Origin of the sequence: Roseovarius sp., assembly GCF_040223625.1 — a bacterium.
Lineage (GTDB): Bacteria > Pseudomonadota > Alphaproteobacteria > Rhodobacterales > Rhodobacteraceae > Roseovarius.
In genome coordinates, this window is the sequence record NZ_JAVKFX010000008.1 from 1 (window position 1) to 23,594 (window position 23,594).

Consider the following 23,594-nt stretch of genomic DNA (forward strand, 5'->3'; position numbering starts at 1 on the left):
TGTTCAGGTTTGACAACGGTCGGCAGACGAGCCCCAGGCTACGCGACGGTCTCAAGGACCAAGGGTGGGACGGGGTCTCGCCTGCCGATACCGAATATCACACAGATCAAAGAGACAAGGGTGGGTGCAAACCCACCACACGACACCCCACGAAACCCGATCACCCCATCTGGTACCCCGGCGTCGACTTCGAAATCGCCTCTTCCTCCTCCGACATCCCCTCCGGGATCCCCTCGAACAAGGGCGTCGTCATGTACCGCTCCCCGGTATCCGGCAGCATCGCCAATATCACCGTCCCCGGCTCCGCCGTCTCGGCCAGCCGCATGGCAATGGCAAAAGTCGATCCGCCGGACACGCCGGTAAAAATCCCCTCCTTCGCCGCCAGCTTCCTCGCCCACTCGATCCCCTCCGGCCCCGGCACCGGGATCAGCTCGTCGTAATACCCGTTGTCGATCGCCTCCTGCAAAACCAGCGGAATGAAATCCGGCGTCCAGCCCTGAATGGGGTGCGGTTCAAACGCCGGGTGGCTTGCCGAAGGCTGGCCCTGCCCGTCCCGCTCCTGCGCCGTGCCGCTCGACAGCAGCGCAGCATTGGCAGGCTCCGACAGAACGATCTTCGTCTCCGGCCGCTCCTTCTTGAGCACCCGGCCCAAACCGCTCACCGTGCCGCCCGTGCCATAGCCCGTCACCACGTAATCCAGCCGGTGCCCCTCGAAATCGCCCATGATCTCGCGCGCCGTGGTGGTCTCGTGAATGTCGGCATTGGCCTCCGTCTCGAACTGGTGCGCCAGGAACCAGCCGTTTTTCTCGGCCAGCTCCACAGCCTTCTGGTACATGCCGAACCCCTTCTGCGCCTTCGGCGTCAGAACCACCTTCGCCCCCAGCATCCGCATCAGCCGCCGCCGCTCGATCGAGAAGCTCTCGGCCATCGTCACCACCAGCGGATAACCCTTCGCGGCACAGACCATCGCCAGCCCGATGCCGGTATTGCCGCTCGTGGCCTCCACCACCGTCTGCCCCGGTTTCAACGAGCCATCCTTCTCCGCCGCCTCGATGATCGAGATCGCCAGCCGGTCCTTGACCGACGCGGCCGGGTTGAACGCCTCGGCCTTCACGTAGATTTCCACCCCCTCGGGGGCGAGATTGTTGACCCGGATCACCGGCGTATCGCCGATCGTGTCCACCGCGCTGTCATAGAGCTTGCCGCGGCCCTTCGTCGTCCGCGTTCCGTCCTTGGCCATGATCGCCTCCATCTGGAAAATGCCGTCTCGCTCCGCCGCAGCCTACCACGCCACCGCCCGCCATGCTGCCTTTTCTCCGCCCCGGGCCCGGAACAGCGTTCCGTGCAACCATGCACAGGGGCGGATCGTATTCCGGCAATTGCGCGCCTCGCCTGCCCGAACCTATTGTCTGACAACCGCGAAACGAAAGGCCCCACCCATGACAGCCCCCGTCCATCCCGCCGCCCGCATCGGCCATGTCCATCTCAAGGTCGCCGACCTCGAACGCGCCATCGGCTTCTATTCCGGCGTCCTCGGCTTCGAGGTGCAACAGCGCTTCGGCCGCTCCGCCGCCTTCCTGTCGGCCGGCGGCTACCACCACCATATCGGCCTCAACACCTGGGAGAGCGCGGGCGCCACGCCCCCGCCCCCGGGCCATACCGGCCTCTACCACACCGCCTTCCTCTACCCCGACCGTGCGCAGTTGGGCGACGCGCTCCGCCGCGTGGTCGCCGCCGGCATTCCGCTGACCGGCGCCGCCGACCACGGGGTGAGCGAAGCCATCTACCTCAACGATCCCGACGGCAACGGCGTCGAACTCTACCGCGACCGGCCCGAGGCGGAATGGCCCCGCGACCCAGAGGGCAACCTTGCCATGACCAACGCCCCGCTCGACCTCGAGGCGCTGCTGGCCGAGGCGCCCTGACCCTCGCCTTCCATTGAGAACCGCCGGCCCGGCCCTATCTCCCACGGCATGAGCCCGGAACAGCCCGACCTGAGCCCCGCCCCCAAACCCGAGCGCACGGCCCGCATCGCCAAGGCCGTGGCCGGGGCCGGCGACGCCACCCATTTCGTGCCCGCCGAGTCCGGCTATCTCGAGGTGCCTGTCGTGGAGCTCGACCAGGAAACCCTCGTCTACCGCGCCGACAACGGCCGCGTCCTGTCGGAGCTGACCGACGCCGCCCGGGCCCGCGACACCCCGCTCGACACCCTCAAGTCGAACGCGGACACCGGCGACATCCAGCACCTCCTGCATGACCTCCTGATCGAAAAGGCCCGCGACCCCGGCGGCCCGATCTATGCCGAGCTCGAACGCTTCGGCCGCCAGACCGATCCCCTCCTGATCCGCGAGGACGGCACCGTGCTCAACGGCAACCGCCGCCTCGCCTCCATGCGCCAGCTTGTCGCCACCGACCCCGACCGCTACGGCGGCTTCTCCACCGTCCGCGCCGCCGTCCTCCCCGAGGGGCTCACCGAACAGGAGATCGAGTTCATCGAGGCCGCCCTCCAGATGGCCCCCGACCTCAAGCTCGATTACGGCTGGATCAACCGCCGCCTGAAGCTCCGCCAGCACGCCGCCGACATGGGCCCCGACCGGGTGGTCGAGGCCTACCGCTTCCCCGGCCCCGACGCGATCGACCGCGAACTGGCCGAACTTGCCCTCGCCGAGGCGTATCTCGACTGGGCGGGCGAGCCCGGCCGCTTCCAGCGCCTCGCCGCGCAGGAGGAAACCTTCACCGCCCTGCAGACCCAGCTCGCCTCGGTCCAGCAAACCCACCTCGCCCAGCTCTGGCGCCGCATCGGCTTTGCCATGATCCGCGCCCGCGACATGCTCGACCGCAACATCCTCCACTACTTCCCCTTCACCGACCCGGTGCCGCCCGTCACCCGCAACTGGGTGCCTCGCTCGCTGGCCGAGGATAACGGCATCGCCGAGCGCCAGCCCGAGGGCGAGAACCGCCCCCTCGACAAGCCCGACGCCAACCGTCTCCTCCCTCTGGTCAGCGACCCGGCACAGGCCGAGACCACGGCGCTTGCCGCGATGGCGCTGATGGACACGCTCAAGGGCAACCAGGAACGCCTCCTCGGCTTCGCCCGGCTCCACAACCTCCTGCGCAACGCCAACAAGAAGCTGGAGGGCATGAAGGTCGACGAACTGACCGAGGAACAGCGCCGCGCCATCCGCGCCCAGCTTGCCGCGATCCAGCAATATGCCGGCGCCGTCACCCCCGACGACGAGGCCCGCTACCACGCCGACCCGCAGGGCCCCGGCGTCCGCTCGACGGTGCGCAGGACATGGAAACGGGCAAGGCGGCTGATGGAATAGCGCCCTCGCCCGTCACCGCCATGGCCAAGCCCGCCTTCCCCGGCTACCCTTGCCCGATGACACGCCAGGATCACGCCCCGATGACCCCCCCGGAAACCCCGCGTGCCGCGGGCTTCACCATGCCCGCCGAATGGGCGCCGCACGCCCGCACATGGATGATGTGGCCCTGCCGCGCCGAGGTGTGGGACGACATGGAGGCCACCCGCCGCAACTATGCCGAGGTGGCCCACGCCATCCGCGAATCTGAACCCGTCACCATGCTGGTCCGGCCCCAGGACGAAGCCGGCGCCCGCGCCCTCCTCGGGTCCGACATCGACCTGCTGCCGCACCCGATCGACGACAGCTGGGCCCGCGATGCGGGCCCCTGCTTCCTCACCGACGCGACAGGCCACCGCGCCGGCACAAGCTTCCGCTTCAACGCCTGGGGCGGCAAATACACGCCCTTCGACGGTGACGACAGCGCCTCCGACGCCATACTCTCCGCCGCCGGCGTCCGTGCCTTCACCTCCGACCTCATCGCCGAGGGCGGCGGCATCACCACCGATGGCGAAGGCACGATCATCACCACGCTCAGCTGCTTCCCCAACGCCAACCGCAATCCCGGCTGGACGCTCGACCAGCTCGAAACCGAACTGAAGGAGATGCTGGGCGCCGAGAAAGTCATCTGGCTCCCCGGCAATGTCGAGGAAACCGAAACCGACGGCCATGTCGACGGAATCGCCATGTTCCTCGCCCCCGGCCTGCTGATGGTGCAGGGCAACGACCGCCCCGACCACCCCTGGCGTCACATCCACGCCGCCAACCTCGAAGCCCTCGACGGCCAGACCGACGCCAAGGGCCGCCCCCTCAAACTCGTCCACTGCCCCGACGCCTTCGATTACGACACCGACAGCGACAATTTCTGCGATTCCTACGTGAACGCCTATATCTGCAACGGCGCCGTCATCGTCCCGCGATACAACCTGCCCGAAGACGGGCGGGTCCGCGAACTCTTCGAGGAACACCTCCCCAACCACCGCGTCCGCATGGTCGACATCACCACGCTCGCCACCGGCGGCGGCGGCATCCACTGCATCACCCAACAGGAACCCGCAACGCCCCGAAATTTTTAAAAGATTTCGTCCCGCATTCTTTTCAAGAATGCGCCCCCGTCACCCCGGCAGCGTCACCACCAGCGCCCCGCGCTCCGTCGCCACCACCGTGTGCTCATACTGAACCGCCGGCGCCGCGGGCTCGGCATACAGCGTCCAGCCATCGCCGCGCTCCTCGGCCCACAGCCCGCCTGTCGACAGGAACGGCTCCACCGTGAACACCAGCCCCTTGTCGATCCGCCGCCGCTCCCCCTTCACCGCCCATGTGGGGATCGTCTCGGGATACTCGTGCAACGGCCGCCCCACCCCGTGGCTCGCAAGGTTGCGGATAAGCGTATAACCCCGCTTCGACGAAAACGCCTCGATCGCCCGCCCGATCCCCGCCAGCGGCCGGCCCGCGCCCACCTGCGCGACGCCGATCTGCATCGCCCGCTTCCCGTCCCGGCACAGCCGGTCGAGCGACGCCGCCACCGGCTTCACCCGAAAGGTCGCGCCGGTATCGGCGAAATACCCGTCCTTCGAGGCCGAGACGTCGATATTCACAAGGTCCCCCGCCGCGATCACCCGCTTGCCGGGGATACCGTGGGCGATCTCCTCGTTCACGCTGATACAGGTGGCGCCCGGAAAGCCATAGACCGCCTCCGGCGCGGGCTCGGCGCCATGGGCGTCGAGATAATTGCGCCCGATCCCGTCCAGCTCCGCCGTGGTCATCCCCGGCTCCATCGCCTTCGCCATGGCCTGCATGGTGTTGGCCACGATCCGGCCGATGACCCGCAGGCCCTCCAACTCGTCTTCATGGGTAATGGTCATGGCACGGCCCTCCGTCGCATTGCCGAAATCCCGGGCCGCTCACCCGTAGCGTTTCCACGTTTCCATCTCGATGGCCTTGCGCATCTCCAGCCCGGAAATCTCCGTCTGGATCGCCCGCTGCTCCTCCGGATCACTCGCCGCCGCCAGCCGCGCCCGCGCCTCCTCGATCTGCCGCCGCAGCTCGGAAAACGGCGTCATCGCCCCGCTCTCGGCATAGACATGCGCGAACGGATCGGCATTCAGGCTGCTCTCGGCAATCGGCTTGCCGGCCCCCGGCAGATCGTCCAGATCGCCGTTTTCCTGCGCCCGCCGGAAGGCATTCTCGATGAGTGCGTTGAACATGGCCCGATCCTTTCCTTGCGTCTCAGCTAGCCACCCGCCACGTCCAACTCAAGCCCCTGCGACCCTTCGCGCCTCACCCGCCCCGGCCCAACCGGAAATCCGTCCACAGAGGGTAATGGTCCGAGGGCCAGGTCTCGCCCACCTTCGCCGTGCCCGTCCCCGTCCGCCCCAGCGGCACGGCGCGGTCGTCATGCAGCACGTGGTCGATCGCCCCGAACAGGTGCAGCCCGGTGTTGAAGTGAAACGTCGCCCCCCGCTGCCTGGCCCGCCGGAACCCGGCCTCGTAGAAGATCTTCAGCGCCCGCGAATTCCGCCGCGCGTTGAAATCCCCCGCCACCAGCACCGCGTCGCCCCGCGCCCGTGCCACCTCCGCCATCTGCCGCACCCGCTCGGCCGAGCGCAGCCGCTGCGTCGTGTCGATGAAATGGAAATGCACGTTGAACACCGTCACCTCCCGCCCGCTCTCCCGATGCTCGAACCGCGCCCATGTCACCGCGTCGGGATAGCCGGCAATCGCCCGGATCGAGCGAAAACTCGCGTCCGGCCGCGAGAAGAAGGCGAACCCGTCATCCAGCAGCCGGAACGCCCCGGGCCGGTAGAAGATCGGCTGCCCCACCGCCACGCCCCGCCCGAACTCCGTGGCGGCGGCGCGATACTCCGGCAGCGCCGCCAGCAGCCACGCCTCCCACACATCCGCCCCGGCGCCCTGCCCGCGCGTCTCCAGCTCCTGGAAGGCGACGATATCCGCCCCGATCTGCCGCACCTGCGCCACCAGCGGCCCGCGCCGCGCCTGCCATTCGGCAAGGCCCCACTCGTCCCCCGCCCCGGCATCAAGGTCGAGGTAATGCACGTTATAGGTCGCCATCCGGAAATCCGCCCGCTGCGGCACCGCGCCCGCCACCTGCGGCGGCGCCCCGGCACAGCCCGCCAGCCACGCAAGCCCGAGCACGGCCAGCCACCATCCGAGGCCCGACCGGCCCCCCGTCCCTCGTCCCATTGCTCACCCTTCGCGCGCCCGGCCCACGGCCGAAACCTCGCCCCGACCAATACCCGCCCGGCGCCCGGCCTGTCACCCGCTTTCCTCGCCCCCTTTCCGCCCCCGCCCCACTGGACGCCACCGCCCGCCCGGCATAACCTGCGCCCCGAAGACCGAGGGAGGGCAGAACCATGCCGACAGGCACCAACATCAAGACCTATTTCAACGGAACCTGGCACGATGCCGACATCGCCGTGATGAACGCCGCCGATCACGGCATGTGGCTGGGCTCCAACGTGTTCGACGGGGCGCGCCTCGCCCACGGCCTCACCCCCGATCTCGACAAGCACTGCGCCCGGGTCAACGCCTCCGCCCGCGCCCTCATGGTCACCCCCACCGTCACGGCCGAGGAGATGGTCGAGATCGTCCGCGAGGGGCTGAAGATGTACCCGAAGGACGCCGCCGTCTACATCCGCCCGATGTACTGGGCGATCGACGGCGGCATGGCCGCCATCGTGCCGAAAGACGACAGCCGCACCGGCTTCGCCATCTCGCTCGAGGAGATCCCGATGGCCGCCCCCGACGCGTCGGCCACCCTCACCCGCACCCGCTTCCGCCGTCCCGTGCTCGAGGATGCCGTGGTCAACGCCAAGGCCGCCTGCCTCTACCCCAACAACGCCCGCATGCTGGCCGAGGCTCGCGACCGCGGCTTCACCAACGCGCTCGTCGCCGACGCCCTCGGCAATGTCGCCGAGGCCGCCACCGCGAACGTCTTCGCCGTCAAGGATGGCGAGGTCTTCACGCCGGTGCCCAACGGCACGTTCCTCTCGGGCATCACCCGCGCGCGCCACATCGCCAACCTCCGCGCCGATGGCGTCACCGTCCACGAGACCGTCATGTCCTTCGACGATTTCCACGACGCCGACGAGGTCTTCCTCTCCGGCAACATGATGAAGGTCACCCCCATCACCGCCTTCGACGACACCAGCTACCAGGTCGGCCCGGTCACCCGCCGCGTGCGCGACATGTACTGGGACTGGGCCGCCTCGGCCTGACATCCATGAGCACAGATCCCCTCCTCCAGCCCTACACGCTCAAGCACCTGACGCTGAAGAACCGGCTGATGGTTTCCAGCCACGAGCCCGCCTATACCGAGGACGGGATGCCCAAGGACCGCTATCGCGCCTACCACGTGGAACGCGCGAAGGGCGGGCTGGCGCTGACCATGACGGCAGGCTCCGCCGTCGTCTCCCCCGACAGCCCCCCGGCCTTCGGCAACATCCTCGCCTATGACGACGAGGTGGTCGGCTGGATGAAGAAACTCACCGACGAATGCCACGATCACGGCTGTGCGGTGATGATCCAGCTCACCCATCTCGGCCGCCGCGCCCGCTGGGACACCGGCGACTGGCTCCCCACCATCGGCGCCGGCCCCTCCCGCGAACCGGCCCACCGCGCCTTCCCCAAGGTGGCCGAGGACTGGGACATCGCCCGCATCGTCGAAGACTATGCCGACGCGACCGAACGGATGAAGGCCGCCGGTCTCGATGGCGTAGAATACGAATGCTACGGCCACCTGCCGGACCAGTTCCTCAGCCCGCTGACCAACGCCCTCACCGGCCCCTATGGCGGCGACTTCGACAACCGCCTCCGCTTCGCCACCGAGGTGCTCACCGCCTGCCGCAAGCGCGTGGGCCCCGATTTCATCCTCGGCATCCGCTACGTCGCCGACGAAAGCGAACCCGGCGGCATCCCGGTCGAGGAAGGCGTCACCTTCGCCCGCCGCCTCAAGGACGCGGGCCTCATCGACTTCATCAACATCATCAAGGGCCGCATCCACACCGACGCGGCATTGGCCGACGTCATCCCCGTGCAGGGCATGCGCTCCGCGCCTCACCTGGATTTCGCCGGCCGCATCCGGCACGAGGTGGGCCTCCCGGCCTTCCACGCCGCCAAGATCGCCGATGTCGCCACCGCCCGCCACGCCGTCGCCACCGGCCAGCTCGACATGGTCGGCATGACCCGCGCCCACATGGCCGACCCGCATATCGTCCGCAAGATCACCGAGAACCGCGAAGACGATATCCGCCCCTGCGTCGGTGCCACCTACTGCCTCGGCCGCGCCTATTACGGCGAGGCCGCGCTCTGCGTCCACAACCCCTCCACCGGCCGCGAAACCTTCCTCCCGCACGAGGTCGCCAAGACCGACGCACCGAAAACCATCGCCATCGTCGGCGCCGGCCCCGGCGGGCTGGAAGCCGCCCGCGTCGCCGCCGAACGCGGCCACCGCGTCACCGTGTTCGAAGCCGCCGACCAGCCCGGCGGACAGGTCCGCCTGACGGCCCAGACCAGAAGCCGCGCCGACATGATCGGCGTGATCGACTGGCGCGTCGCCCAATGCGAGAAGCTCGGCGTCACCTTCCGCTACAACACCTATGCCGAGAAAGACGACATCCTCGCCCTCTCCCCCGATATCGTCGTCCTCGCCACCGGCGGGATTGCCAACACCGATATCGTGAAACACGGGCAAGACCTCGCGGTCACCACATGGGATATCCTCTCGGGCGACGTGAAGCCCGGCGAAAACGTCCTGATCTACGACGAGACCGGCGACTACGCCGCGCTTCAGGCCGCCGAAAAACTCGCCGATGCCGGCGCCACGGTCGAGGTCGTCAGCCCCTACCAGGGCGCCTCGGTCGACGTCTCCGGCATCACCTTCGTCCCCTTCATCCGCAAGCTGCAGCACAAGGACGTGACCTTCACCGTCACATGGCGCCTCACCGCCATCGACCGCGACGGCAACCGCCTCAAGGCCACGCTCGGCTCCGACTATTCCGACGCCACCCGGCACCGCTCCGTCGACCAGGTCGTCGTCAACCACGGCATCACGCCCATGGACGAGCTCTATTTCGAGCTGAAGCCATTGTCGGAAAACCTCGGCGCCGTCGATTACGACGCGCTGGTCTCCGGCAAACCCCAAACCCTCACCGGCGGCCCGTCAGGCTTCCGCCTCTTCCGCATCGGCGACGCCGTCGCCTCCCGCAACACCCACGCCGCGATCTACGACGCGCTCCGCCTGATGAAGGACGCCTGACACCAGCGAGGCAGCCCGCAAGGGCTGACGAGCACCGCCGCCCGTTAACCTTTCCCCGCACCGACGCAATACCGACAAAATACCGACGTTATACCGACGTTGGGATCGGCCCCTTCCACCCCAATCTTTAACGCAGCGTTCCGGGGTGACATTCCGCCCGCCCCACGCCATGTTGGCCCCGACACACGGGAGGCCGTACATGACCCAATATCCCCACCTTCTCGCCCCGCTCGACCTCGGGCACGTGACCCTGAAAAACCGTGTCCTGATGGGCTCGATGCATACCGGGCTGGAGGAGAACAAAGACTGGAACCGCGTCGCCGAATTCTACGCCACCCGCGCCCGCGGCGGCGTCGGCCTGATGGTCACCGGCGGCATGGCCCCCAACCGCGAAGGCGGGGTTTTCCCAGGCGCCGCAGGGCTTTACACCGAAGAGGACATCGCCAACCACCGCATCGTCACCGACCGGGTGCATGACGCGGGCGGCCTCATCGCCATGCAGATCCTGCACGCCGGCCGCTACGCCTACGGCAAGGAATGCGTGGCCCCATCCCCGGTCAAGTCCACCATCTCCCCCTTCCCCCCGAACGAACTCGACGAAGAGGGGATCGAGAAGCAGATCGCCGACATCGTCACCGCCGCCACCCGTGCCCGGCAGGCCGGGTACGACGGGGTCGAGATCATGGGCTCCGAGGGCTACCTCCTCAACCAGTTCCTCGTCCGCCACACCAACAAACGCGAAGACCGCTGGGGCGGCTCCTACGAGAACCGCATGCGCCTCCCCCTCGAGGTCGTCCGCCGCGTCCGCGAGGCCGTCGGCCCCGATTTTATCCTTATTTATCGGCTCTCCATGATCGACCTCGTCCCCGATGGCTCCACCTTCGACGAGGTGATTCAACTGGCGCAGGAAGTGGAAAAAGCCGGCGCCTCGATCATCAATACCGGCATCGGCTGGCACGAGGCGCGCATCCCAACCATCGCCACCTCCGTCCCCCGCGCGGCCTTCACCTGGGTCACGAAAAAGCTGATGGGCAAGGTCGGCATCCCGGTCATCACCTCCAACCGCATCAACACGCCTGAAGTCGCCGAAGACGTCCTCGCCGGCGGCGCCGCCGACATGGTCAGCATGGCCCGCCCCTTCCTCGCCGACCCGGATTTCGTGCAGAAGGCCATGGACGGCAAGGCCGCCACCATCGCCCCCTGCATCGCCTGCAACCAGGCCTGCCTCGACCACACGTTCAGCGGCAAGATCTCCACCTGCCTCGTCAACCCCCGCGCCTGCTACGAGACCGAGCTGCCCATCGAACCGGCCAGCCAACCCAAATCCATCGCAGTGGTCGGCGCCGGCCCCGCCGGCCTCTCGACCGCCATCACCGCCGCCCAGCGCGGCCACAAAGTCACCCTCTTCGACCGCGACGACCGGATCGGCGGCCAGCTCAACATGGCCCGCGAGATCCCCGGCAAGGAAGAGTTCCACGGCTTCGTCCACTGGTACCAGACGATGGTGGAAGAGCTTGGCATCACCATCAAACTCGGCGCCGAGGCCACGGCCGACGCGCTTGACGGCTTCGACGAGACGATCATCGCCACCGGCGTCATCCCGCGCGACCCGGAAATCCCCGGACAGGATCGCGACAACGTGCTCAGCTATATCGACGTCCTGCGCGGCAAGGCCAAGGTGGGCCAGCGCGTCGCCATCGTCGGCGCCGGCGGCATCGGCTTCGACGTGGCCGAATTCCTCGTCCACGACGGCGAAAGCCCCACCGAGAACCTCGCCGAATGGAAAGAGGAATGGGGCGTCGGCGACCCGGCCGAAACCCGCGGCGGCCTCGCCCCCGAGGGCCCGCAGCCCGACCCGGCCGCGCGCAAGGTCACGCTTCTGCAGCGCAAGTCCGAGCGCCCCGGCAAACGCCTCGGCAAGACCACCGGCTGGATCCACCGCGCCTCGCTCCGGATGAAGGATGTCGAGATGGTCGCCGGCGTCAATTACGAGAAGATCGACGACACCGGCCTGCACATCACCTTCGGCGAGGCCCGCGAGAACCCCACCCTGATCGAGGCCGACACCATCGTGCTCTGCGCCGGCCAGCTCAGCCAGCGCACCCTGGCCGACGCGCTGGAAGAGAGGGGCCGCAAGGTCCACGTGATCGGCGGCGCCGATGTCGCCGCCGAGCTCGATGCCAAGCGCGCCATTGACCAGGGCACGCGGCTGGCCGCCACGCTCTGACCGGGCGGCCTATTCTACCGTGATCGTGATCTGCTCCGAGGTCACGGGCGGATCATGCGGCACGTGGTTCTGGTCGCCCAGCACCAGTTGCAGCGTATGCTCGCCCGGCGCCAGCTCGAGCGTCACCTCGGTCTGGCCGCCGCCGAAATGCACGTGGTTGTCGTCGGCGTAAAGACCGCCCTCCGTCATATCCGCATCCTCCGGCCCGTCGCCGAACGGCGGCCGGTCGACAAGGATGTGATGGTGCCCGGTATTCTCTTTCTCGGTGCCCGCCGGGGCCACGCCCATCCCGCTCAGCCCGAAGATCACCTTGACCGGCGACGACACGGTCGCCCCGTCCTCGATATTGACGAAATACACCTCCGCCCCCTCGGGCGCCGGTGTGTCGCCGGCAAGCGCCGGGGCCGCCATCAGCCCCACCGCCATCGCGGTGCCTAACAGAAATTCCTTCATCGGGTCCTCCGTTTTTACCCGGGCGCCATGATAGCGCAAACCGCCCGACTTCCACAGATCGGAAACGCCTGTTTCCCTGTTTCCCCGTCACGAACGATGCAAAGGAAAACCCTGATATTGTCTGCCATGTGCCGCAGTTGTGCCCGATTTGGAATTGATAAGGCCTCAAGGGAAAAACGCACAGAGGTATCGAGTATGGATCGCCTTACCGAAATGGAGGCTTTCGCGACCGTGGTGGACCAGGGCGGGTTCACCGACGCGGCGCGCAAGATGGGGATTTCGAAATCCGCCGTGTCAAAGCATGTCTCGTCGCTCGAGGCACGTCTCGGCGCCCGCCTCCTGAACCGGACGACGCGACGTGTCAGCCCCACGGAAATCGGCCTCGCCTATTACGATCGCGCCCTGCGCGTGCTCAACGACGCCGGAGAGGCCGACGCGCTGGTCAGCTCGATGCAGTCCGATCCCTCGGGCCTGCTCCGCATCTCCGTCGCCACGGATTTCGGCGTCAATCATCTGAGCCCGGTGCTCGGCCAGTTCCTCGAGGAATTCCCCGACATCACCGTCAACATGGTGCTGAACAACCGCTATGTCGAGCTGATCTCGGAAGGCTTCGACATGGCCATCCGCATCGGCGAGCTCGAAGACAGCACCCTGCGCGCCCGCAAGCTGACCGACACCACCAAGCGGATGATCGCCAGCCCAGCCTACCTCGACAAGTACGGGCGGCCGGCCAAGATCGACGACCTCAACGAACACAAGCTCCTGCACTATTCCAGCCAGTCGAACGGCTCGGTCTGGAAGCTGACCGCCCCCTCGGGCGAAAAGCGGCAGGTGCGCACCGCGGGCGGGCTGTCGGTCAATGACGGCCAGTCGCTGCTGAACGCCGCGATCTCGGGCCTCGGCATCGCCTACCTGCCCAGCTTCCTCTACGCCAACGCCATGAAGGCCGGCCAGGTGGTCGACGTGATCCCCGACCTGCCCTACGAGACGCAAGGCATCTACGCGGTCTACCCGCCGGGCCGGTTCACCCAGCCCAAGGTCCGCGCCTTCATCGACTTCCTGGTCAACGCCTTCGCCGACAAGGGCCCGACCGACTGGTAAGCCGCTCCCAAGTTACCAACCTGACAGCCTCGCCCCCGGTGCCCCGCGCATCCGGGGGCTTTTTTCGCGCCTGCCGCCCCGTCACACAGCGATTGTGCGCCCCTGCCGGTTGCCTTCCGTGCGCTGCATGGCAAATTGGGGGACAACAGGACACCGACCGAAGGAAACACCCTCATGGCCGACCCCAAGCTTCTCACCATTTCCGGCTCGCTTCGGAAAGGGTCCTACAACCGCAAGCTCCTCGCCGAGGCCATCCGCGCCTTCGGCCCGGCCGAGGTGACCGAGGCCGACCTGAACCTGCCGCTCTACGACGGCGACCACGAAGAGGCCGAGGGCGTGCCGGCCAGCGTTCAGACACTGGTCGAGCAGATCAAGGCGGCCGACGCGGTGGTGATCTCCTCGCCCGAGTACAACAAGGGCATCAGCGGCGTGCTCAAGAACGCCCTCGACTGGATCAGCCGCGTGCCGGGCAGCGCTTTCAGGAACAAGCCCACGGTGGTGATGTCGGCCAATGCCGGGCGCACCGGCGGCGAGACGGGGCAATACATGGTGCTGCACTGCCTCGTGCCGCATCAGCCCGACGTGCTGCAGGGCCCGCTGCTCTGCGTCGCCTCTGCCGGTGACGAGTTCGACGAGAACGACCGCCTGCTCAACGAACGCTACCTCAAGGTGCTCACCACCAAGATGACCGCCCTGCGCGAGCGCGTGTCCTAACCCTCCCGCATCAGCACAGGCTCCCGCCGGCGCCCCCAGCGGCCCGGCGGCCCCTCGATCACGCCCGGAAATGCCGTGCCACAGGCCATGCAGTGGCCGGTATCATCCAGCCGCCATTCCGACAGCTCGTGCCAGTCGCGCCCGATCACCTTCTCCCCGCACCCGCTGCAATAGCTCGACTGCGCGGGCTCGTGATGCACGTTGCCGATATAGACATGCCGCAGCCCGGCCGCCTGCGCCACCTGCCGCGCCCTGAGCAACGTCTCCAGCGGCGTGCGCTGGTGGCTCAGCATCCGGTGATCGGGATGAAAGGCGGTGAAATGCACCGGCACATCCGGCCCACAGCGCTCGGCCACCCACTGGCACATCTCTTCCAGCTCGGCCTGGCTGTCATTCTCGCCGGGGATCAGCAGCGTGGTCAGTTCGACCCAGCACCCGGTCTCGTGCACCGCGTACTCGATCGCCTCCAGCACCGGTTCGATCCGCGCCCCGGTCAGCTTGCGATAGAACGCCTCCGAGAACCCCTTCAAATCGATATTCGCCGCATCCATCGCCGGAAAGAACTCCGCCCGCGGCGCCTCGCAGATGTAGCCGGCGGTCACCGCCACGCTGCGCACCCCCGCCTCTCGGCACGCCGCGGCGGTATCGAGCGCGTATTCGTGAAAGATCACCGGATCGTTGTAGGTGAACGCCACCGAGGCACAGCCCTTCTCCCGCGCCACCCGCGCAATCGCCTCCGGGCTGGCGCTATGGGCCAGGCTGTCGACCTCCCGGCTCTTGGAAATCTCGTGGTTCTGGCAGAACTTGCAGGCCAGGTTGCACCCCGCCGTCCCGAAGGACAGCACCGGCGAGCCGGGCAGGAAGTGGTTCAACGGCTTCTTCTCGATCGGGTCGATGCAGAACCCTGTCGACCGCCCGTAGGTGTCCAGCACCATCCGGTCCCCCTCTCGCATCCGCACGAAACACATGCCGCGCTGACCCTCCCGCAAGGTGCAAAACCGCGGGCAAAGCGTGCATTTCAGCCGGCCATCCTCTTCCTCGGTCCAGTGGTGCGCGGGGTGCATGGGGTGGTCTTTCCTTCCGTCGGTGTGGTTCATATGTAGGTTCCGAAAGGGCCAAGATGAACCGGCAGTCAGATATAACGGCGCGACATTCGGCTGTGGCCGGTCGCTTTTTCCCGGGCGAGGCAGACGAACTGGCCCGCATTGTGGCCGACTGCCTGAGCCACGGGACGCCCGCCGCCGCCCCGCCGAAAGCGATCATCTCGCCCCATGCCGGCTACCCCTTCTCGGGCCGCCTCTCCGGCATGGCATGGCGCGCCACCGAAACCACCCGGCCCGCCCGCATCGCCATCCTCTCACCCTCGCACCAGCACGCCTTCACCGGCATCGCCCTGCCCTCGCAGGACCGCTACGCCATGCCCGGCTTCGACCTCCCGCTCGACACCGCCGCCCGCGACCTGCTGATCTCCCGCGGCCTCGCCCATGTCGAGAACGCCGCCCATGACCGCGAGCATGGCGTCGAAACCCAGCTCCCCTTCCAGCACCAGGTGCACCCCGACACGCCCGTCATCCCGCTGGTGATCGGTCGCGCGCCGGATGAACAGGTGGCTGCGGCCATTGATGCGCTGGCCGCCATCGGCGACACGCTCTTCGTCCTGTCCAGCGACCTCAGCCATTTCCGGACCCTCCCGGACGCCCGCGACCACGACGCCACCACCGCCCGCCTCATCGAAACCGCCAAACCCCGCGACCTCACCGGCGCCCATGCCTGCGGCGCCGCCGCCATCCGCGGCTTCCTGCTATCGGACCACGGTCAGGGCAGCCGCCTCCTCCGCCTCGCCTTGGCCAACAGCGCGGCGGTCACGAAGGACGAAACCCGCACCGTCGGCTACGGCGCCTGGGCGCTCTTCGGCGTGACCGACGCCATCCTCCTCCCCGACCACCGCACCGCCCTCCTGAAAGCCGCGCGCCAATCCCTCACCTCCCGCATCACCAAGGGCAAACCGCCCCACCTCGACACCGACAGCTTCGCCCAACCCCTCCGCAGCCACGCCGCCGCCTTCGTCACGCTGCAGAAAGACGGCCAGCTCCGCGGCTGCATCGGCTCGCTCACCGCGCATCAGCCGCTGATCGCCGACGTGATCGAGAACACCGGCAAATCCGCCACCGAAGACCCGCGCTTCCCGCCCCTCACCGCCGAAGAGCTCGACCGTATCACCCTCAAGATCGCCGTCCTCTCCCCGTCCGAGCCGATGCCGGTCACGGACGAGCCCGACCTCCTCGCCCGCCTGCGCCCCGGCCGCGACGGCCTGATCCTCTCCGACAAGGGCCGGCGCGGGGTCTTCCTGCCGATGGTCTGGGACAGCCTGCCAGAGCCTGAGGCGTTCCTCACCGCCCTCAAGCAGAAGGCCGGCCTCCCCCGCGATCACTGGAGCGACACGCTCCAAATCCGCCGCTTCTGCGCCGAAAGCTTCGCCGAGGCCGACTACTCCTGACCGTTCGACACCTCGATCAGGTTGCCATCCGGATCCCGCACATAGACCGACAGGATCGGCCCCGTCGCCCCGGTCCGCCGCACCGGCCCCTCGATCACCGCCACGCCATGGCGAGCAAAATGCGTCACCCACTCGCCCACCGGCGTCTCGCTCAGGAAACACAGGTCCGCACTCCCCGGCTGCGGCCTGTCGGCCTTAGGCTCGAACTCCGCCCCCGCCTGGTGCAGGTTGATCTTCTGTGCCCCGAACGCCAGCGCCTTGCGCTCCGTGCCATCGGCGGGCCGGAAACTCACCACATCCATCCCCAGCACCTCGCGATAGAAATCACAGGTGCGCGCAATGTCCCGCACCGTCAGGACAAGATGATCGAGTGAGGAAAGCTGCGGCATGGTCATCCCTGTTGTGGCGGCCCGAAATCCCCCCTAGCTTGCCCGCATGAGCAAGCCCGTGCAAACCCTCACCGACATGATCGACCCGGCCCGCGCCCGGGCGATGCAGGCCACTCTCGGCCACCAGCCGCAGATCGAACCGGGCGACCCCCTGCCGCCCTTCTTTCACCAGCTCTATTTCTGGGATCCCCAACGCCCCGCCGAACTGGGCCGCGACGGCCACCCGAAAGTGGGTCGCGTGATCCCCGACATGGGCCTGCCCCGCCGCATGTGGGCCGGCGGACAATTGCAGTTCGAGGCCCCCCTGCTTGCCGGAACCCCCGCCAAACGCCTCACCCATGTCGAGAAAACCGCCCACAAGAAAGGCCGCTCCGGGCCGCTGGGCTTCGTCACCATGCGGCACGAAATCTGGCAGACCGACCGGCTTTGCCTCACCGAATGGCAGGATCTCGTCTACCGCGAAGACCCCAAGCCGGGCACCAACCCCGCCCCGCCCGAGGCGCCCACCGACGAGGACGTGGCCGAGCCCGCCGGCTTCGACGCCACCATGCTCTTCCGCTACTCGGCGCTTACCTTCAACGGCCACCGGATCCATTACGACCTGCCCTACTCCACGGGCGTCGAAGGCTATGACGGCCTTGTCGTCCACGGCCCCCTGCTGGCCCAGCTCGCCATGCTGCTGGCCGAACGCCAGCTCGGCACCCTGACCCGCTTCGCCTTCCGCGCCACGGCGCCGCTGATGCATTTCGAGGCGGCGGAGGTCTGCTGGAAATCCGACGGCACGGTCTGGGTGCGCGGGCCCGGCGGGCGGCAATGCCTCACCGGCACCGCCGCCTGAAACACGTCAAAAACTCGCCACCAGTATCTGCCGGAACGCCTCCGCCGTCATCTCCCGCGCGTTGGTGGGCGTGGAATGGTCGCGCATCGCCGCCTCGGCGATCCCGTCGATGATCTCCTCCTGCAGCCCCAATTCCCCCAGCGTGGCCGGCAACCCGATCTCCGCCGTCAGCGCCTGCACCTCCGCGCCGAGATCGGCGCCCTCCGGCAGGCCCAGCGCATCCCGCAGCCGCGCGTATTTCTCCCGCGCCGCCTCTTCATTATGCCTCAGAACCTCCGGCAGCAGGATCGCGTTCAGCGTCCCGTGATGCGGGTTCACCGACTTGATCGCCCCCAGCGGATGCGACAGCGAATGCACCGCGCCCAGCCCTTTCTGGAAGGTCAGCGCCCCCTGCAGCGAACACATCATCATCTCCCGCCGCGCGGCCCTGTCGCCGGGCTCTGCCACCGCCGTCCGGATATGGCCCCACCCGCGCACCAGCCCGTCAAGCGCGATGGCATCGGCAACCGGGTTGAACTTCGGGCTCAGGAACGTCTCGATGCAATGGGTGATCGCATCCATCCCCGTCGCCGCCGTCAGGCCCGGCGGCAACCCGTAGGTCAGTTCCGGATCGCACAGCGCCCGCACCGGGATCAGGTAGGGGCTCAGCAGACCCAGCTTCCGCCCGTCCGCCACCGTCAGCAACGCCGCCCGCCCCACTTCCGACCCGGTACCGGCGGTCGTCGGCACGGCAATCACCGGCGCGCAGCGGTCGGTGATCTTCGCCACCCCGCCCTCGATCGCGGCATACCCGGCAAGCGGCCCCTCGTGCGTCACCCGAAGCGCCACCGCCTTGGCCAGGTCGATTGGCGATCCCCCGCCCACGGCCACGAGGCAATCGCAGCCATGCTCCCGGTACATCTCCGCCGCGGCCTCGGCCGCGCTTTCCGTGGGGTTCGACGGCGTGCCGTCGAACACCGGCACACCCGCCCCCAGCGAACCGGTCACCCGTTCCACCAGCCCGATCTCGACCAGCGGCGCGTCACTGATCACCAGCGGCCGGCGAAGCGACAGGCCCGCAAGCTCATCGGCCAGCAGGGCCAATGCCCCCTCGCCAAACCGGATCGTCGTAAGGTACTGAATCGTCTCGACTGTCATCTTTGCCTGCCCGTCCTCGATAGATTTCCCTGCCCGCCTTGGCGGGCAGGGAACAGATCACACATCCACCCGTTCGTCTTCAACCGCGTTGCGTTTCTCCATGTTGAACCGCCCGGCATAGATCGGCCGCTCGCCCGTGGTCGGCCCCGGGTACTGCACGATGAAGATATCGCCGCCCGTCTCGGTCTTGAACTCGCCCTCGTAATGCGGGTCCGGATGGAAGATCACGCTGCCCTCGCCGCACATCTCGCCGCCGATCTCGAACTCCCCCTTCAGGATGTGCCAGACCTGCGCGAAGCCGTGGTAATGCTCCGGATGGTACGCGCCGGGCTCCAGCCGCAGGATACCGGCATTGGGGTTCATCGGGTTCTCCGGCTCGGGGTGGAACGCCATCTTGCCCGTCTCCCCCGGCCAGCGGATGGTCTCCCACTCGAGGTCGTCGAGGTTGCGCACGATATAGGGCTGGTGGTCTTTCCGAGACGCCTCCCTGCTGACCTGCAGCTTGGCGTTGTTCTCGGCCGTATCAGGAATGGTCTTGCTCATGATGTCCTCCCGTTGGATGAGCTATGGGGTCTTTCCTGCAAGGCGGCGCTTGAGGGGCGCCACCAGTCGAACTCCACGCGCGAGATATCGGCGGCCGCCACGGTCATCAGGATCTGCGCGTCCGCCCCGCCCGCGCTGCGCGCCCGGTGCGGCTGCTGCGAGTCGATGAAGATGCTGTCGCCGGTGGAAAGGTGAAAGCTTTCCTCGCCCACCTCGAACAGCACCTCGCCGCTGATGACGAAGCAATGCTCCTGCCCGGGATGCGAGACATAGGCCTCCATCCTGTCGGTCTCGGGCAGGACGAGGTGGAACACCTCCATCTCGTCCTTCGGGCTGCCGCCGCCGACCCGCTTCCACGAATAGCCGGTCGAGGGGATGAAGGCGAAATCGTCGGACCGCCGGTGAATCGACACCCGCGTGCGCGCCGGTGCCACGCCCAGCCCGTCGAACAGCGACCCGATCTCGATATTCAGCGCGGCGCAGATCTGCAGCAGGTTGGCGATCGAGGCCGAGGCGACGCCCCTCTCGAGCTTCGACAGGAAACTCTCGGTCAGCCCGCATTTCTCCGCCAGCGCCGACAGGGTCATCTTCTCCGCCGTCCGCGCCGCCTTGATGCAGGCGCCGATCTGGGTGTTCGCGTCGGCCGCGTCTGGTCTGTCCATGGGTGTCCTGCCCGATTCTGGAATCACATGACAATTAATGTCACACAGGAACATTTCTCCTGTCCAGATCTATTTTCTTGACCCCTCGCGCGCCGGACAGCGTCAGTCACACCCGCCCGGCCGGAAGGACGGCAGAGTCTCCCCCGTCGCCCTGAAATTGTCCGACCCGGCCACATGCTGCCCGAACTGCCGCTTGCCCGTCACCCCGTCGCAGGTGCTGTAGGGCGCGCCCGCATCGCAGGCAAAGGCTTGCGACTGCGCCACGAACCGCCCCGATGCCTGCCCCGGATCGCAATCTCCCCCGAGCGCCTCGCCCGCCACGAAACCGGGCCGCATATCCCGGGCCAGCACGTCCTCGCCCTCCGGCACCGGCGCCTCGCCCGTCCCCACGCAATAGCCGCTCCGGATCAACCCAGAGGCAAATTCGCGGCCTTCCTTGCTGCAACTCGCCCGGCCGCTCTCCACCCGGCATTCGATATACCCGCCCCGCAGGAAGGTGTTCAGCAGCGCCTTCGCCGCCCGGCCCGCCTCGGTCTCCGGATCGGGGCAGCTCACACCGCTCAGCCGGTAGGTCTCGCCATCCAGCCTCACCGCGTCGCCCGACACCGCCGCCCAGACCGTCGGCCCGCTCCCCTGCGCCATCCCGGCACCGGGCAGCGCGAGCGCAAGGCCAAGACAGAAAACGCGGAAACGGATCATGCGGCGCCCCTTCAAAGCGATGCCTCCGGGCGGAACCCTTCCGGGATCCCGTCCTTCCCGTCCAATATAAGCGCCGCCATCACCTGCGCCACCTTCGGCGCCATCCCGAAGCCGATCTTGAACCCCCCGTTGGCGATGAACTCCCCCGGCCTCAGCGGATGCGCCCCCAGCATCGGCGCCCGCGACTTCGCCCGCGGCCGCAGCCCGGCCCACCGCTCCACGACCCTTGCACCATGCAGCACCGGCACCGCCCGCATCGCCCGCTCGATCACCTCGTCCAGCTTCTCGTCCGTCGACACCGGATCGTCAAACTCCCGTTCCGAGGTCGACCCGATCGCCGTCGTCCCGTCCTCGTGCGGCACCACGTGAATCCCGTCCGCGAAAAGCTGCGGTGCATTGGGCGCGGCGAAATGCAGAAGCGCCCCCTGCCCCTTCACCCCGTTGCCCACGGCGCGCCCCGTCTCTCGCGACAGCTCCTCCAGCCCGGCCACCCCGGTGGCATGCACCACCCGGCCATCGGGCACCCCCTCCTTCACCAGCCACGCGCCGCGCGCATGCAATGCCGCCGCCAGCGCCTGGCAGGCCCGCCGCGGATGCATCCGCGCTGAAAGCGTATCGCGGATCACGTAGCCGGTGGGCGACACCGGCGCCCAGCTATCCCCGGGCGGCGCGATCACCTCCCACACCGCGGCATCGCCCCACAACGCCTTGGCCGTCACCTCCCGCGCCCTTGCCATCTCCAGCCCGCGCTCATCCGCGATCGGCTGCAACCGCCCCAGCCGGCCATACCCCGCCGAAATGCCAGACGCCGCTGCCACATCCGCCCAGAACGCCCCGGCCATCAGCAGGCTCTCCAGCTGAAACGCCTTCTTGTCGTTCCAGTTCTCCGGCACATGCGGCGCCAGCGCCCCCACCACGCCGCCCGAGGCCCCCGCCCCCGGCCCGTGCGGGTCGATCACCTGCACCCGCGCGCCGGCCTTCGCACAGGCCCACGCGATCGACAGCCCGAAGATGCCCGCGCCCATCACCGTGACGTCCGGCCTTGCCATTTCCGCCGCTCCTTTGCAGTGTCGCCCCAAGTATCGCACGGGCGCCAACCGCTGTATATCCGCCCGGGCCATGAAAGGACGCCCGTGACCCCGCCCCCGGAGCCTTCCACACCGCTCGACTGGCGCGACGACGTGCCGGTCTCGACGCGCTTCGACGATCCCTATTTCAGCCTCGAGAACGGGCTCGAGGAAACCCGCCACGTCTTCCTGTCGGGCAACGACCTGCCCGACCGCTTCCGCTTCGGCTTCCACGTGGCGGAACTGGGCTTCGGCACCGGCCTCAACCTGCTCGCCACCCTTCAGGCCTGGCGCGCCAGTGGGCAGGAGGGGATGCTGCGCTACACCAGCTTCGAGGCCTACCCGATCACCCCCGAAGAGATGCGCCGCGCTCAGGGCGCCTTCCCCGAACTCGCCCCCCTTGCCGCCGACCTCGCCCCCCATTGGGGCGCCGAGTACATCACGCTGGCAGACCTCGATTTCCGCCTCGTCACCGGCGATGCCCGCACCACGCTCCCCCACTGGCAGCGCAGCGCCGACGCCTGGTTCCTCGACGGCTTCTCCCCGGCGCGGAACCCGGAACTCTGGGAAGAGCCACTGATGCAACAGGTCTTCGCCCACACCTCCCCCGGCGGCACCGCGGCCACCTACACCGCCGCTGGCTTCGTCCGCCGCGGGCTGCAATCCGCAGGGTTTGAAGTCACCCGCATTCCCGGCTATGGCCGAAAAAGGCACATGACCCGTGCCGTGAAACCCGCATCCTGAAAGCGTCTCCCATGAGCGAACAGAACACCCGCGCCGGCATCCTGTTCATGGTCGCGACCACCTTCATCTTCGCGGCCCAGGACGGGCTCTCGCGCCACCTCGCGGCGGAATACAACGTCTACATGGTGGTGATGATCCGCTACTGGTTCTTCGCGGCCTTTGTCATTTCCGTGGCCAGCCGCAAGGCCGGCGGCCTGCGCGCGGCGGCGGCCAGCGCGGTGCCCTGGGTGCAGGGCTTCCGCGCGCTGCTGCTGGTGGCCGAGATCTGCGTCATGGTCTTCGGCTTCACCCTTCTGGGGCTGGTCGAAAGCCACGCGGTCTTCGCGTGCTACCCGCTGCTGATCGCGGCGCTCTCCGGCCCGGTGCTGGGCGAACGCGTCGGCTGGCGCCGCTGGGTCGCCATCGGCGTCGGGTTCCTGGGCATCCTCATCATCCTCGAACCCGGCTTCGGCGTCTTCCAGCCCGAGGCGGTCGTCCCCCTCATCGCCGCGCTGATGTTCGCCCTTTACGGCCTGCTCACCCGCTATGTCGGCCTGCGCGACAGCGCCGCCACCAGCTTCTTCTGGACCGGCACGGTCGGCATGGTCGCGATGACCGCCGTCGGCGCATGGTTCTGGGAACCGATGACGGGCTCCGACTGGACCTGGATGATCCTGCTCTGCATCACCGGGGCGCTGGGGCATTACACGCTGATCAAGTGCTACGAACTGGCCGAGGCCAGCGCGGTCCAGCCCTTCGCCTATCTCCAGCTCGTCTTCGCCAGCATCCTCGGCATCCTCGTGTTCAACGAATCGGTCCGCATGAACGTCGCGCTCGGCACGGCGCTGATCGTGGCGGCGGGGCTCTTCACCCTCTGGCGCGAACGCCGCTCCAAGGCCTGACGC

Annotated in this window: 24 protein-coding genes; 12 read left to right on the forward strand and 12 right to left on the reverse strand. The window is 68.0% G+C overall.

All coding sequences use genetic code 11. The features are described from left to right. Window positions 1-160 precede the first annotated feature (160 nt). The gene (locus RLN94_RS01975) at window positions 161-1,240 is read right to left on the reverse strand and encodes a PLP-dependent cysteine synthase family protein (RefSeq protein WP_350130416.1); all 1,080 of its coding nucleotides are present in this window, start codon (window positions 1,238-1,240) and stop codon (window positions 161-163) included. A gap of 199 nt (window positions 1,241-1,439) precedes the next feature. Between RLN94_RS01975 and RLN94_RS01980 the strand changes: the two genes are divergently transcribed. The 3 genes from RLN94_RS01980 to RLN94_RS01990 all read left to right on the forward strand — a co-directional run bounded on the left by RLN94_RS01980 (window position 1,440) and on the right by RLN94_RS01990 (window position 4,438). Then, entirely contained in the window at window positions 1,440-1,925 is a 486-nt protein-coding gene (locus RLN94_RS01980) for a VOC family protein (RefSeq protein WP_350130418.1), read from the forward strand. Window positions 1,926-1,973: 48 nt separating this feature from the next. After that, window positions 1,974-3,326, forward strand: a complete 1,353-nt coding sequence (locus tag RLN94_RS01985; protein ID WP_350130420.1) for a ParB N-terminal domain-containing protein — start codon at window positions 1,974-1,976, stop codon at window positions 3,324-3,326. Between the two features lie 80 nt (window positions 3,327-3,406). After that, window positions 3,407-4,438 carry an agmatine deiminase family protein gene (locus RLN94_RS01990; RefSeq protein ID WP_350159075.1) on the forward strand — a complete coding sequence of 344 codons (1,032 nt, stop codon included), beginning with the start codon at window positions 3,407-3,409 and terminating at the stop codon, window positions 4,436-4,438. A gap of 39 nt (window positions 4,439-4,477) precedes the next feature. Here the strand turns inward: RLN94_RS01990 and map are convergent, their stop codons facing one another. The 3 genes from map to RLN94_RS02005 all read right to left on the reverse strand — a co-directional run bounded on the left by map (window position 4,478) and on the right by RLN94_RS02005 (window position 6,566). Beyond that, a complete protein-coding gene (gene map / locus RLN94_RS01995; RefSeq protein ID WP_350130424.1) occupies window positions 4,478-5,227 on the reverse strand; it encodes a type I methionyl aminopeptidase in 750 nt (249 codons plus the stop codon). 39 nt (window positions 5,228-5,266) lie between these two features. Next, on the reverse strand, window positions 5,267-5,569 hold the full coding sequence (locus tag RLN94_RS02000; RefSeq protein ID WP_350130426.1) for a DnaJ family domain-containing protein: 303 nt from the start codon (window positions 5,567-5,569) through the stop codon (window positions 5,267-5,269). Window positions 5,570-5,642: 73 nt separating this feature from the next. Then, window positions 5,643-6,566 (reverse strand): endonuclease/exonuclease/phosphatase family protein, encoded by a 924-nt coding sequence (locus RLN94_RS02005; protein ID WP_350130428.1) that lies wholly within the window; start codon window positions 6,564-6,566, stop codon window positions 5,643-5,645. 170 nt (window positions 6,567-6,736) lie between these two features. On the opposite strand from RLN94_RS02005, the gene RLN94_RS02010 reads away from it, so the two are divergent. From RLN94_RS02010 to RLN94_RS02020, 3 genes are all read left to right on the forward strand, one after another. Next, window positions 6,737-7,600, forward strand: coding sequence for a branched-chain amino acid aminotransferase (locus RLN94_RS02010; RefSeq protein ID WP_350130430.1), 864 nt, complete (start codon window positions 6,737-6,739; stop codon window positions 7,598-7,600). A 5-nt stretch (window positions 7,601-7,605) separates the two neighbouring features. Beyond that, the gene (locus tag RLN94_RS02015; protein WP_350130432.1) at window positions 7,606-9,639 is read left to right on the forward strand and encodes an oxidoreductase; all 2,034 of its coding nucleotides are present in this window, start codon (window positions 7,606-7,608) and stop codon (window positions 9,637-9,639) included. A 199-nt stretch (window positions 9,640-9,838) separates the two neighbouring features. Further along, window positions 9,839-11,866, forward strand: a complete 2,028-nt coding sequence (locus RLN94_RS02020; protein ID WP_350130434.1) for an FAD-dependent oxidoreductase — start codon at window positions 9,839-9,841, stop codon at window positions 11,864-11,866. Between the two features lie 9 nt (window positions 11,867-11,875). On the opposite strand, the gene RLN94_RS02025 is transcribed toward RLN94_RS02020, so the two are convergent. Further along, window positions 11,876-12,319 (reverse strand): DUF4399 domain-containing protein, encoded by a 444-nt coding sequence (locus tag RLN94_RS02025; protein WP_350130436.1) that lies wholly within the window; start codon window positions 12,317-12,319, stop codon window positions 11,876-11,878. A gap of 195 nt (window positions 12,320-12,514) precedes the next feature. Here RLN94_RS02025 and RLN94_RS02030 point away from each other — a divergent pair, with 195 nt between their 5' ends. Together RLN94_RS02030 and RLN94_RS02035 are read left to right on the forward strand one after the other, a co-directional pair. Next, a complete protein-coding gene (locus tag RLN94_RS02030; RefSeq protein ID WP_350130438.1) occupies window positions 12,515-13,420 on the forward strand; it encodes a LysR family transcriptional regulator in 906 nt (301 codons plus the stop codon). Between the two features lie 174 nt (window positions 13,421-13,594). Further along, on the forward strand, window positions 13,595-14,134 hold the full coding sequence (locus RLN94_RS02035) for an NADPH-dependent FMN reductase (protein ID WP_350130440.1): 540 nt from the start codon (window positions 13,595-13,597) through the stop codon (window positions 14,132-14,134). On the opposite strand, the gene amrS is transcribed toward RLN94_RS02035, so the two are convergent. Continuing rightward, window positions 14,131-15,198, reverse strand: a complete 1,068-nt coding sequence (amrS, locus tag RLN94_RS02040; protein WP_350130442.1) for an AmmeMemoRadiSam system radical SAM enzyme — start codon at window positions 15,196-15,198, stop codon at window positions 14,131-14,133. The genes RLN94_RS02035 and amrS overlap by 4 nt on opposite strands. Before the next feature lie 95 nt (window positions 15,199-15,293). Between amrS and amrA the strand changes: the two genes are divergently transcribed. Next, the gene (gene amrA, locus RLN94_RS02045; protein ID WP_350130444.1) at window positions 15,294-16,631 is read left to right on the forward strand and encodes an AmmeMemoRadiSam system protein A; all 1,338 of its coding nucleotides are present in this window, start codon (window positions 15,294-15,296) and stop codon (window positions 16,629-16,631) included. Here amrA and RLN94_RS02050 read toward each other — a convergent pair. After that, complete coding sequence (locus tag RLN94_RS02050; RefSeq protein ID WP_502949435.1) at window positions 16,622-17,020, reverse strand: VOC family protein; 399 nt, start codon at window positions 17,018-17,020, stop codon at window positions 16,622-16,624. The genes amrA and RLN94_RS02050 overlap by 10 nt on opposite strands. Before the next feature lie 46 nt (window positions 17,021-17,066). Here RLN94_RS02050 and RLN94_RS02055 point away from each other — a divergent pair, with 46 nt between their 5' ends. Further along, entirely contained in the window at window positions 17,067-17,858 is a 792-nt protein-coding gene (locus RLN94_RS02055; RefSeq protein ID WP_350130448.1) for an HTD2 family dehydratase, read from the forward strand. Window positions 17,859-17,864: 6 nt separating this feature from the next. Here the strand turns inward: RLN94_RS02055 and gbd are convergent, their stop codons facing one another. From gbd to RLN94_RS02080, 5 genes are all read right to left on the reverse strand, one after another. Next, a complete protein-coding gene (gene gbd, locus RLN94_RS02060; RefSeq protein WP_350130450.1) occupies window positions 17,865-18,995 on the reverse strand; it encodes a 4-hydroxybutyrate dehydrogenase in 1,131 nt (376 codons plus the stop codon). Between the two features lie 57 nt (window positions 18,996-19,052). Further along, window positions 19,053-19,538, reverse strand: a complete 486-nt coding sequence (locus tag RLN94_RS02065; protein WP_350130452.1) for a cupin domain-containing protein — start codon at window positions 19,536-19,538, stop codon at window positions 19,053-19,055. Beyond that, window positions 19,535-20,200: a helix-turn-helix domain-containing protein gene (locus tag RLN94_RS02070; protein WP_350130454.1), complete on the reverse strand. Its 666-nt coding sequence runs from the start codon at window positions 20,198-20,200 to the stop codon at window positions 19,535-19,537. Before RLN94_RS02070 ends, RLN94_RS02065 begins: the two co-directional genes overlap by 4 nt. A gap of 102 nt (window positions 20,201-20,302) precedes the next feature. Beyond that, window positions 20,303-20,899 (reverse strand): hypothetical protein, encoded by a 597-nt coding sequence (locus RLN94_RS02075; RefSeq protein ID WP_350130456.1) that lies wholly within the window; start codon window positions 20,897-20,899, stop codon window positions 20,303-20,305. 11 nt (window positions 20,900-20,910) lie between these two features. Beyond that, a complete protein-coding gene (locus RLN94_RS02080) occupies window positions 20,911-21,948 on the reverse strand; it encodes an NAD(P)/FAD-dependent oxidoreductase (RefSeq protein WP_350130458.1) in 1,038 nt (345 codons plus the stop codon). Window positions 21,949-22,032: 84 nt separating this feature from the next. On the opposite strand from RLN94_RS02080, the gene mnmC2 reads away from it, so the two are divergent. Further along, complete coding sequence (gene mnmC2, locus RLN94_RS02085) at window positions 22,033-22,710, forward strand: tRNA (5-methylaminomethyl-2-thiouridine)(34)-methyltransferase MnmC2 (protein WP_350130460.1); 678 nt, start codon at window positions 22,033-22,035, stop codon at window positions 22,708-22,710. 11 nt (window positions 22,711-22,721) lie between these two features. Further along, entirely contained in the window at window positions 22,722-23,591 is an 870-nt protein-coding gene (locus RLN94_RS02090; protein WP_350130462.1) for a DMT family transporter, read from the forward strand. Window positions 23,592-23,594 lie beyond the last annotated feature (3 nt).

Bases quoted from the DNA above. Each gene is read 5' to 3' on its own strand.
- RLN94_RS01975 (WP_350130416.1), bottom strand. From the start codon at position 1,240: ATGGCCAAGGACGGAACGCGGACGACGAAGGGCCGCGGCAAGCTCTAT.
- RLN94_RS01980 (WP_350130418.1), top strand. From the start codon at position 1,440: ATGACAGCCCCCGTCCATCCCGCCGCCCGCATCGGCCATGTCCATCTC.
- RLN94_RS01985 (WP_350130420.1), top strand. From the start codon at position 1,974: ATGAGCCCGGAACAGCCCGACCTGAGCCCCGCCCCCAAACCCGAGCGC.
- RLN94_RS01990 (WP_350159075.1), top strand. From the start codon at position 3,407: ATGACCCCCCCGGAAACCCCGCGTGCCGCGGGCTTCACCATGCCCGCC.
- map (WP_350130424.1), bottom strand. From the start codon at position 5,227: ATGACCATTACCCATGAAGACGAGTTGGAGGGCCTGCGGGTCATCGGC.
- RLN94_RS02000 (WP_350130426.1), bottom strand. From the start codon at position 5,569: ATGTTCAACGCACTCATCGAGAATGCCTTCCGGCGGGCGCAGGAAAAC.
- RLN94_RS02005 (WP_350130428.1), bottom strand. From the start codon at position 6,566: ATGGGACGAGGGACGGGGGGCCGGTCGGGCCTCGGATGGTGGCTGGCC.
- RLN94_RS02010 (WP_350130430.1), top strand. From the start codon at position 6,737: ATGCCGACAGGCACCAACATCAAGACCTATTTCAACGGAACCTGGCAC.
- RLN94_RS02015 (WP_350130432.1), top strand. From the start codon at position 7,606: ATGAGCACAGATCCCCTCCTCCAGCCCTACACGCTCAAGCACCTGACG.
- RLN94_RS02020 (WP_350130434.1), top strand. From the start codon at position 9,839: ATGACCCAATATCCCCACCTTCTCGCCCCGCTCGACCTCGGGCACGTG.
- RLN94_RS02025 (WP_350130436.1), bottom strand. From the start codon at position 12,319: ATGAAGGAATTTCTGTTAGGCACCGCGATGGCGGTGGGGCTGATGGCG.
- RLN94_RS02030 (WP_350130438.1), top strand. From the start codon at position 12,515: ATGGATCGCCTTACCGAAATGGAGGCTTTCGCGACCGTGGTGGACCAG.
- RLN94_RS02035 (WP_350130440.1), top strand. From the start codon at position 13,595: ATGGCCGACCCCAAGCTTCTCACCATTTCCGGCTCGCTTCGGAAAGGG.
- amrS (WP_350130442.1), bottom strand. From the start codon at position 15,198: ATGCACCCCGCGCACCACTGGACCGAGGAAGAGGATGGCCGGCTGAAA.
- RLN94_RS02050 (WP_502949435.1), bottom strand. From the start codon at position 17,020: ATGCCGCAGCTTTCCTCACTCGATCATCTTGTCCTGACGGTGCGGGAC.
- RLN94_RS02055 (WP_350130448.1), top strand. From the start codon at position 17,067: ATGAGCAAGCCCGTGCAAACCCTCACCGACATGATCGACCCGGCCCGC.
- gbd (WP_350130450.1), bottom strand. From the start codon at position 18,995: ATGACAGTCGAGACGATTCAGTACCTTACGACGATCCGGTTTGGCGAG.
- RLN94_RS02065 (WP_350130452.1), bottom strand. From the start codon at position 19,538: ATGAGCAAGACCATTCCTGATACGGCCGAGAACAACGCCAAGCTGCAG.
- RLN94_RS02070 (WP_350130454.1), bottom strand. From the start codon at position 20,200: ATGGACAGACCAGACGCGGCCGACGCGAACACCCAGATCGGCGCCTGC.
- RLN94_RS02075 (WP_350130456.1), bottom strand. From the start codon at position 20,899: ATGATCCGTTTCCGCGTTTTCTGTCTTGGCCTTGCGCTCGCGCTGCCC.
- RLN94_RS02080 (WP_350130458.1), bottom strand. From the start codon at position 21,948: ATGGCAAGGCCGGACGTCACGGTGATGGGCGCGGGCATCTTCGGGCTG.
- RLN94_RS02090 (WP_350130462.1), top strand. From the start codon at position 22,722: ATGAGCGAACAGAACACCCGCGCCGGCATCCTGTTCATGGTCGCGACC.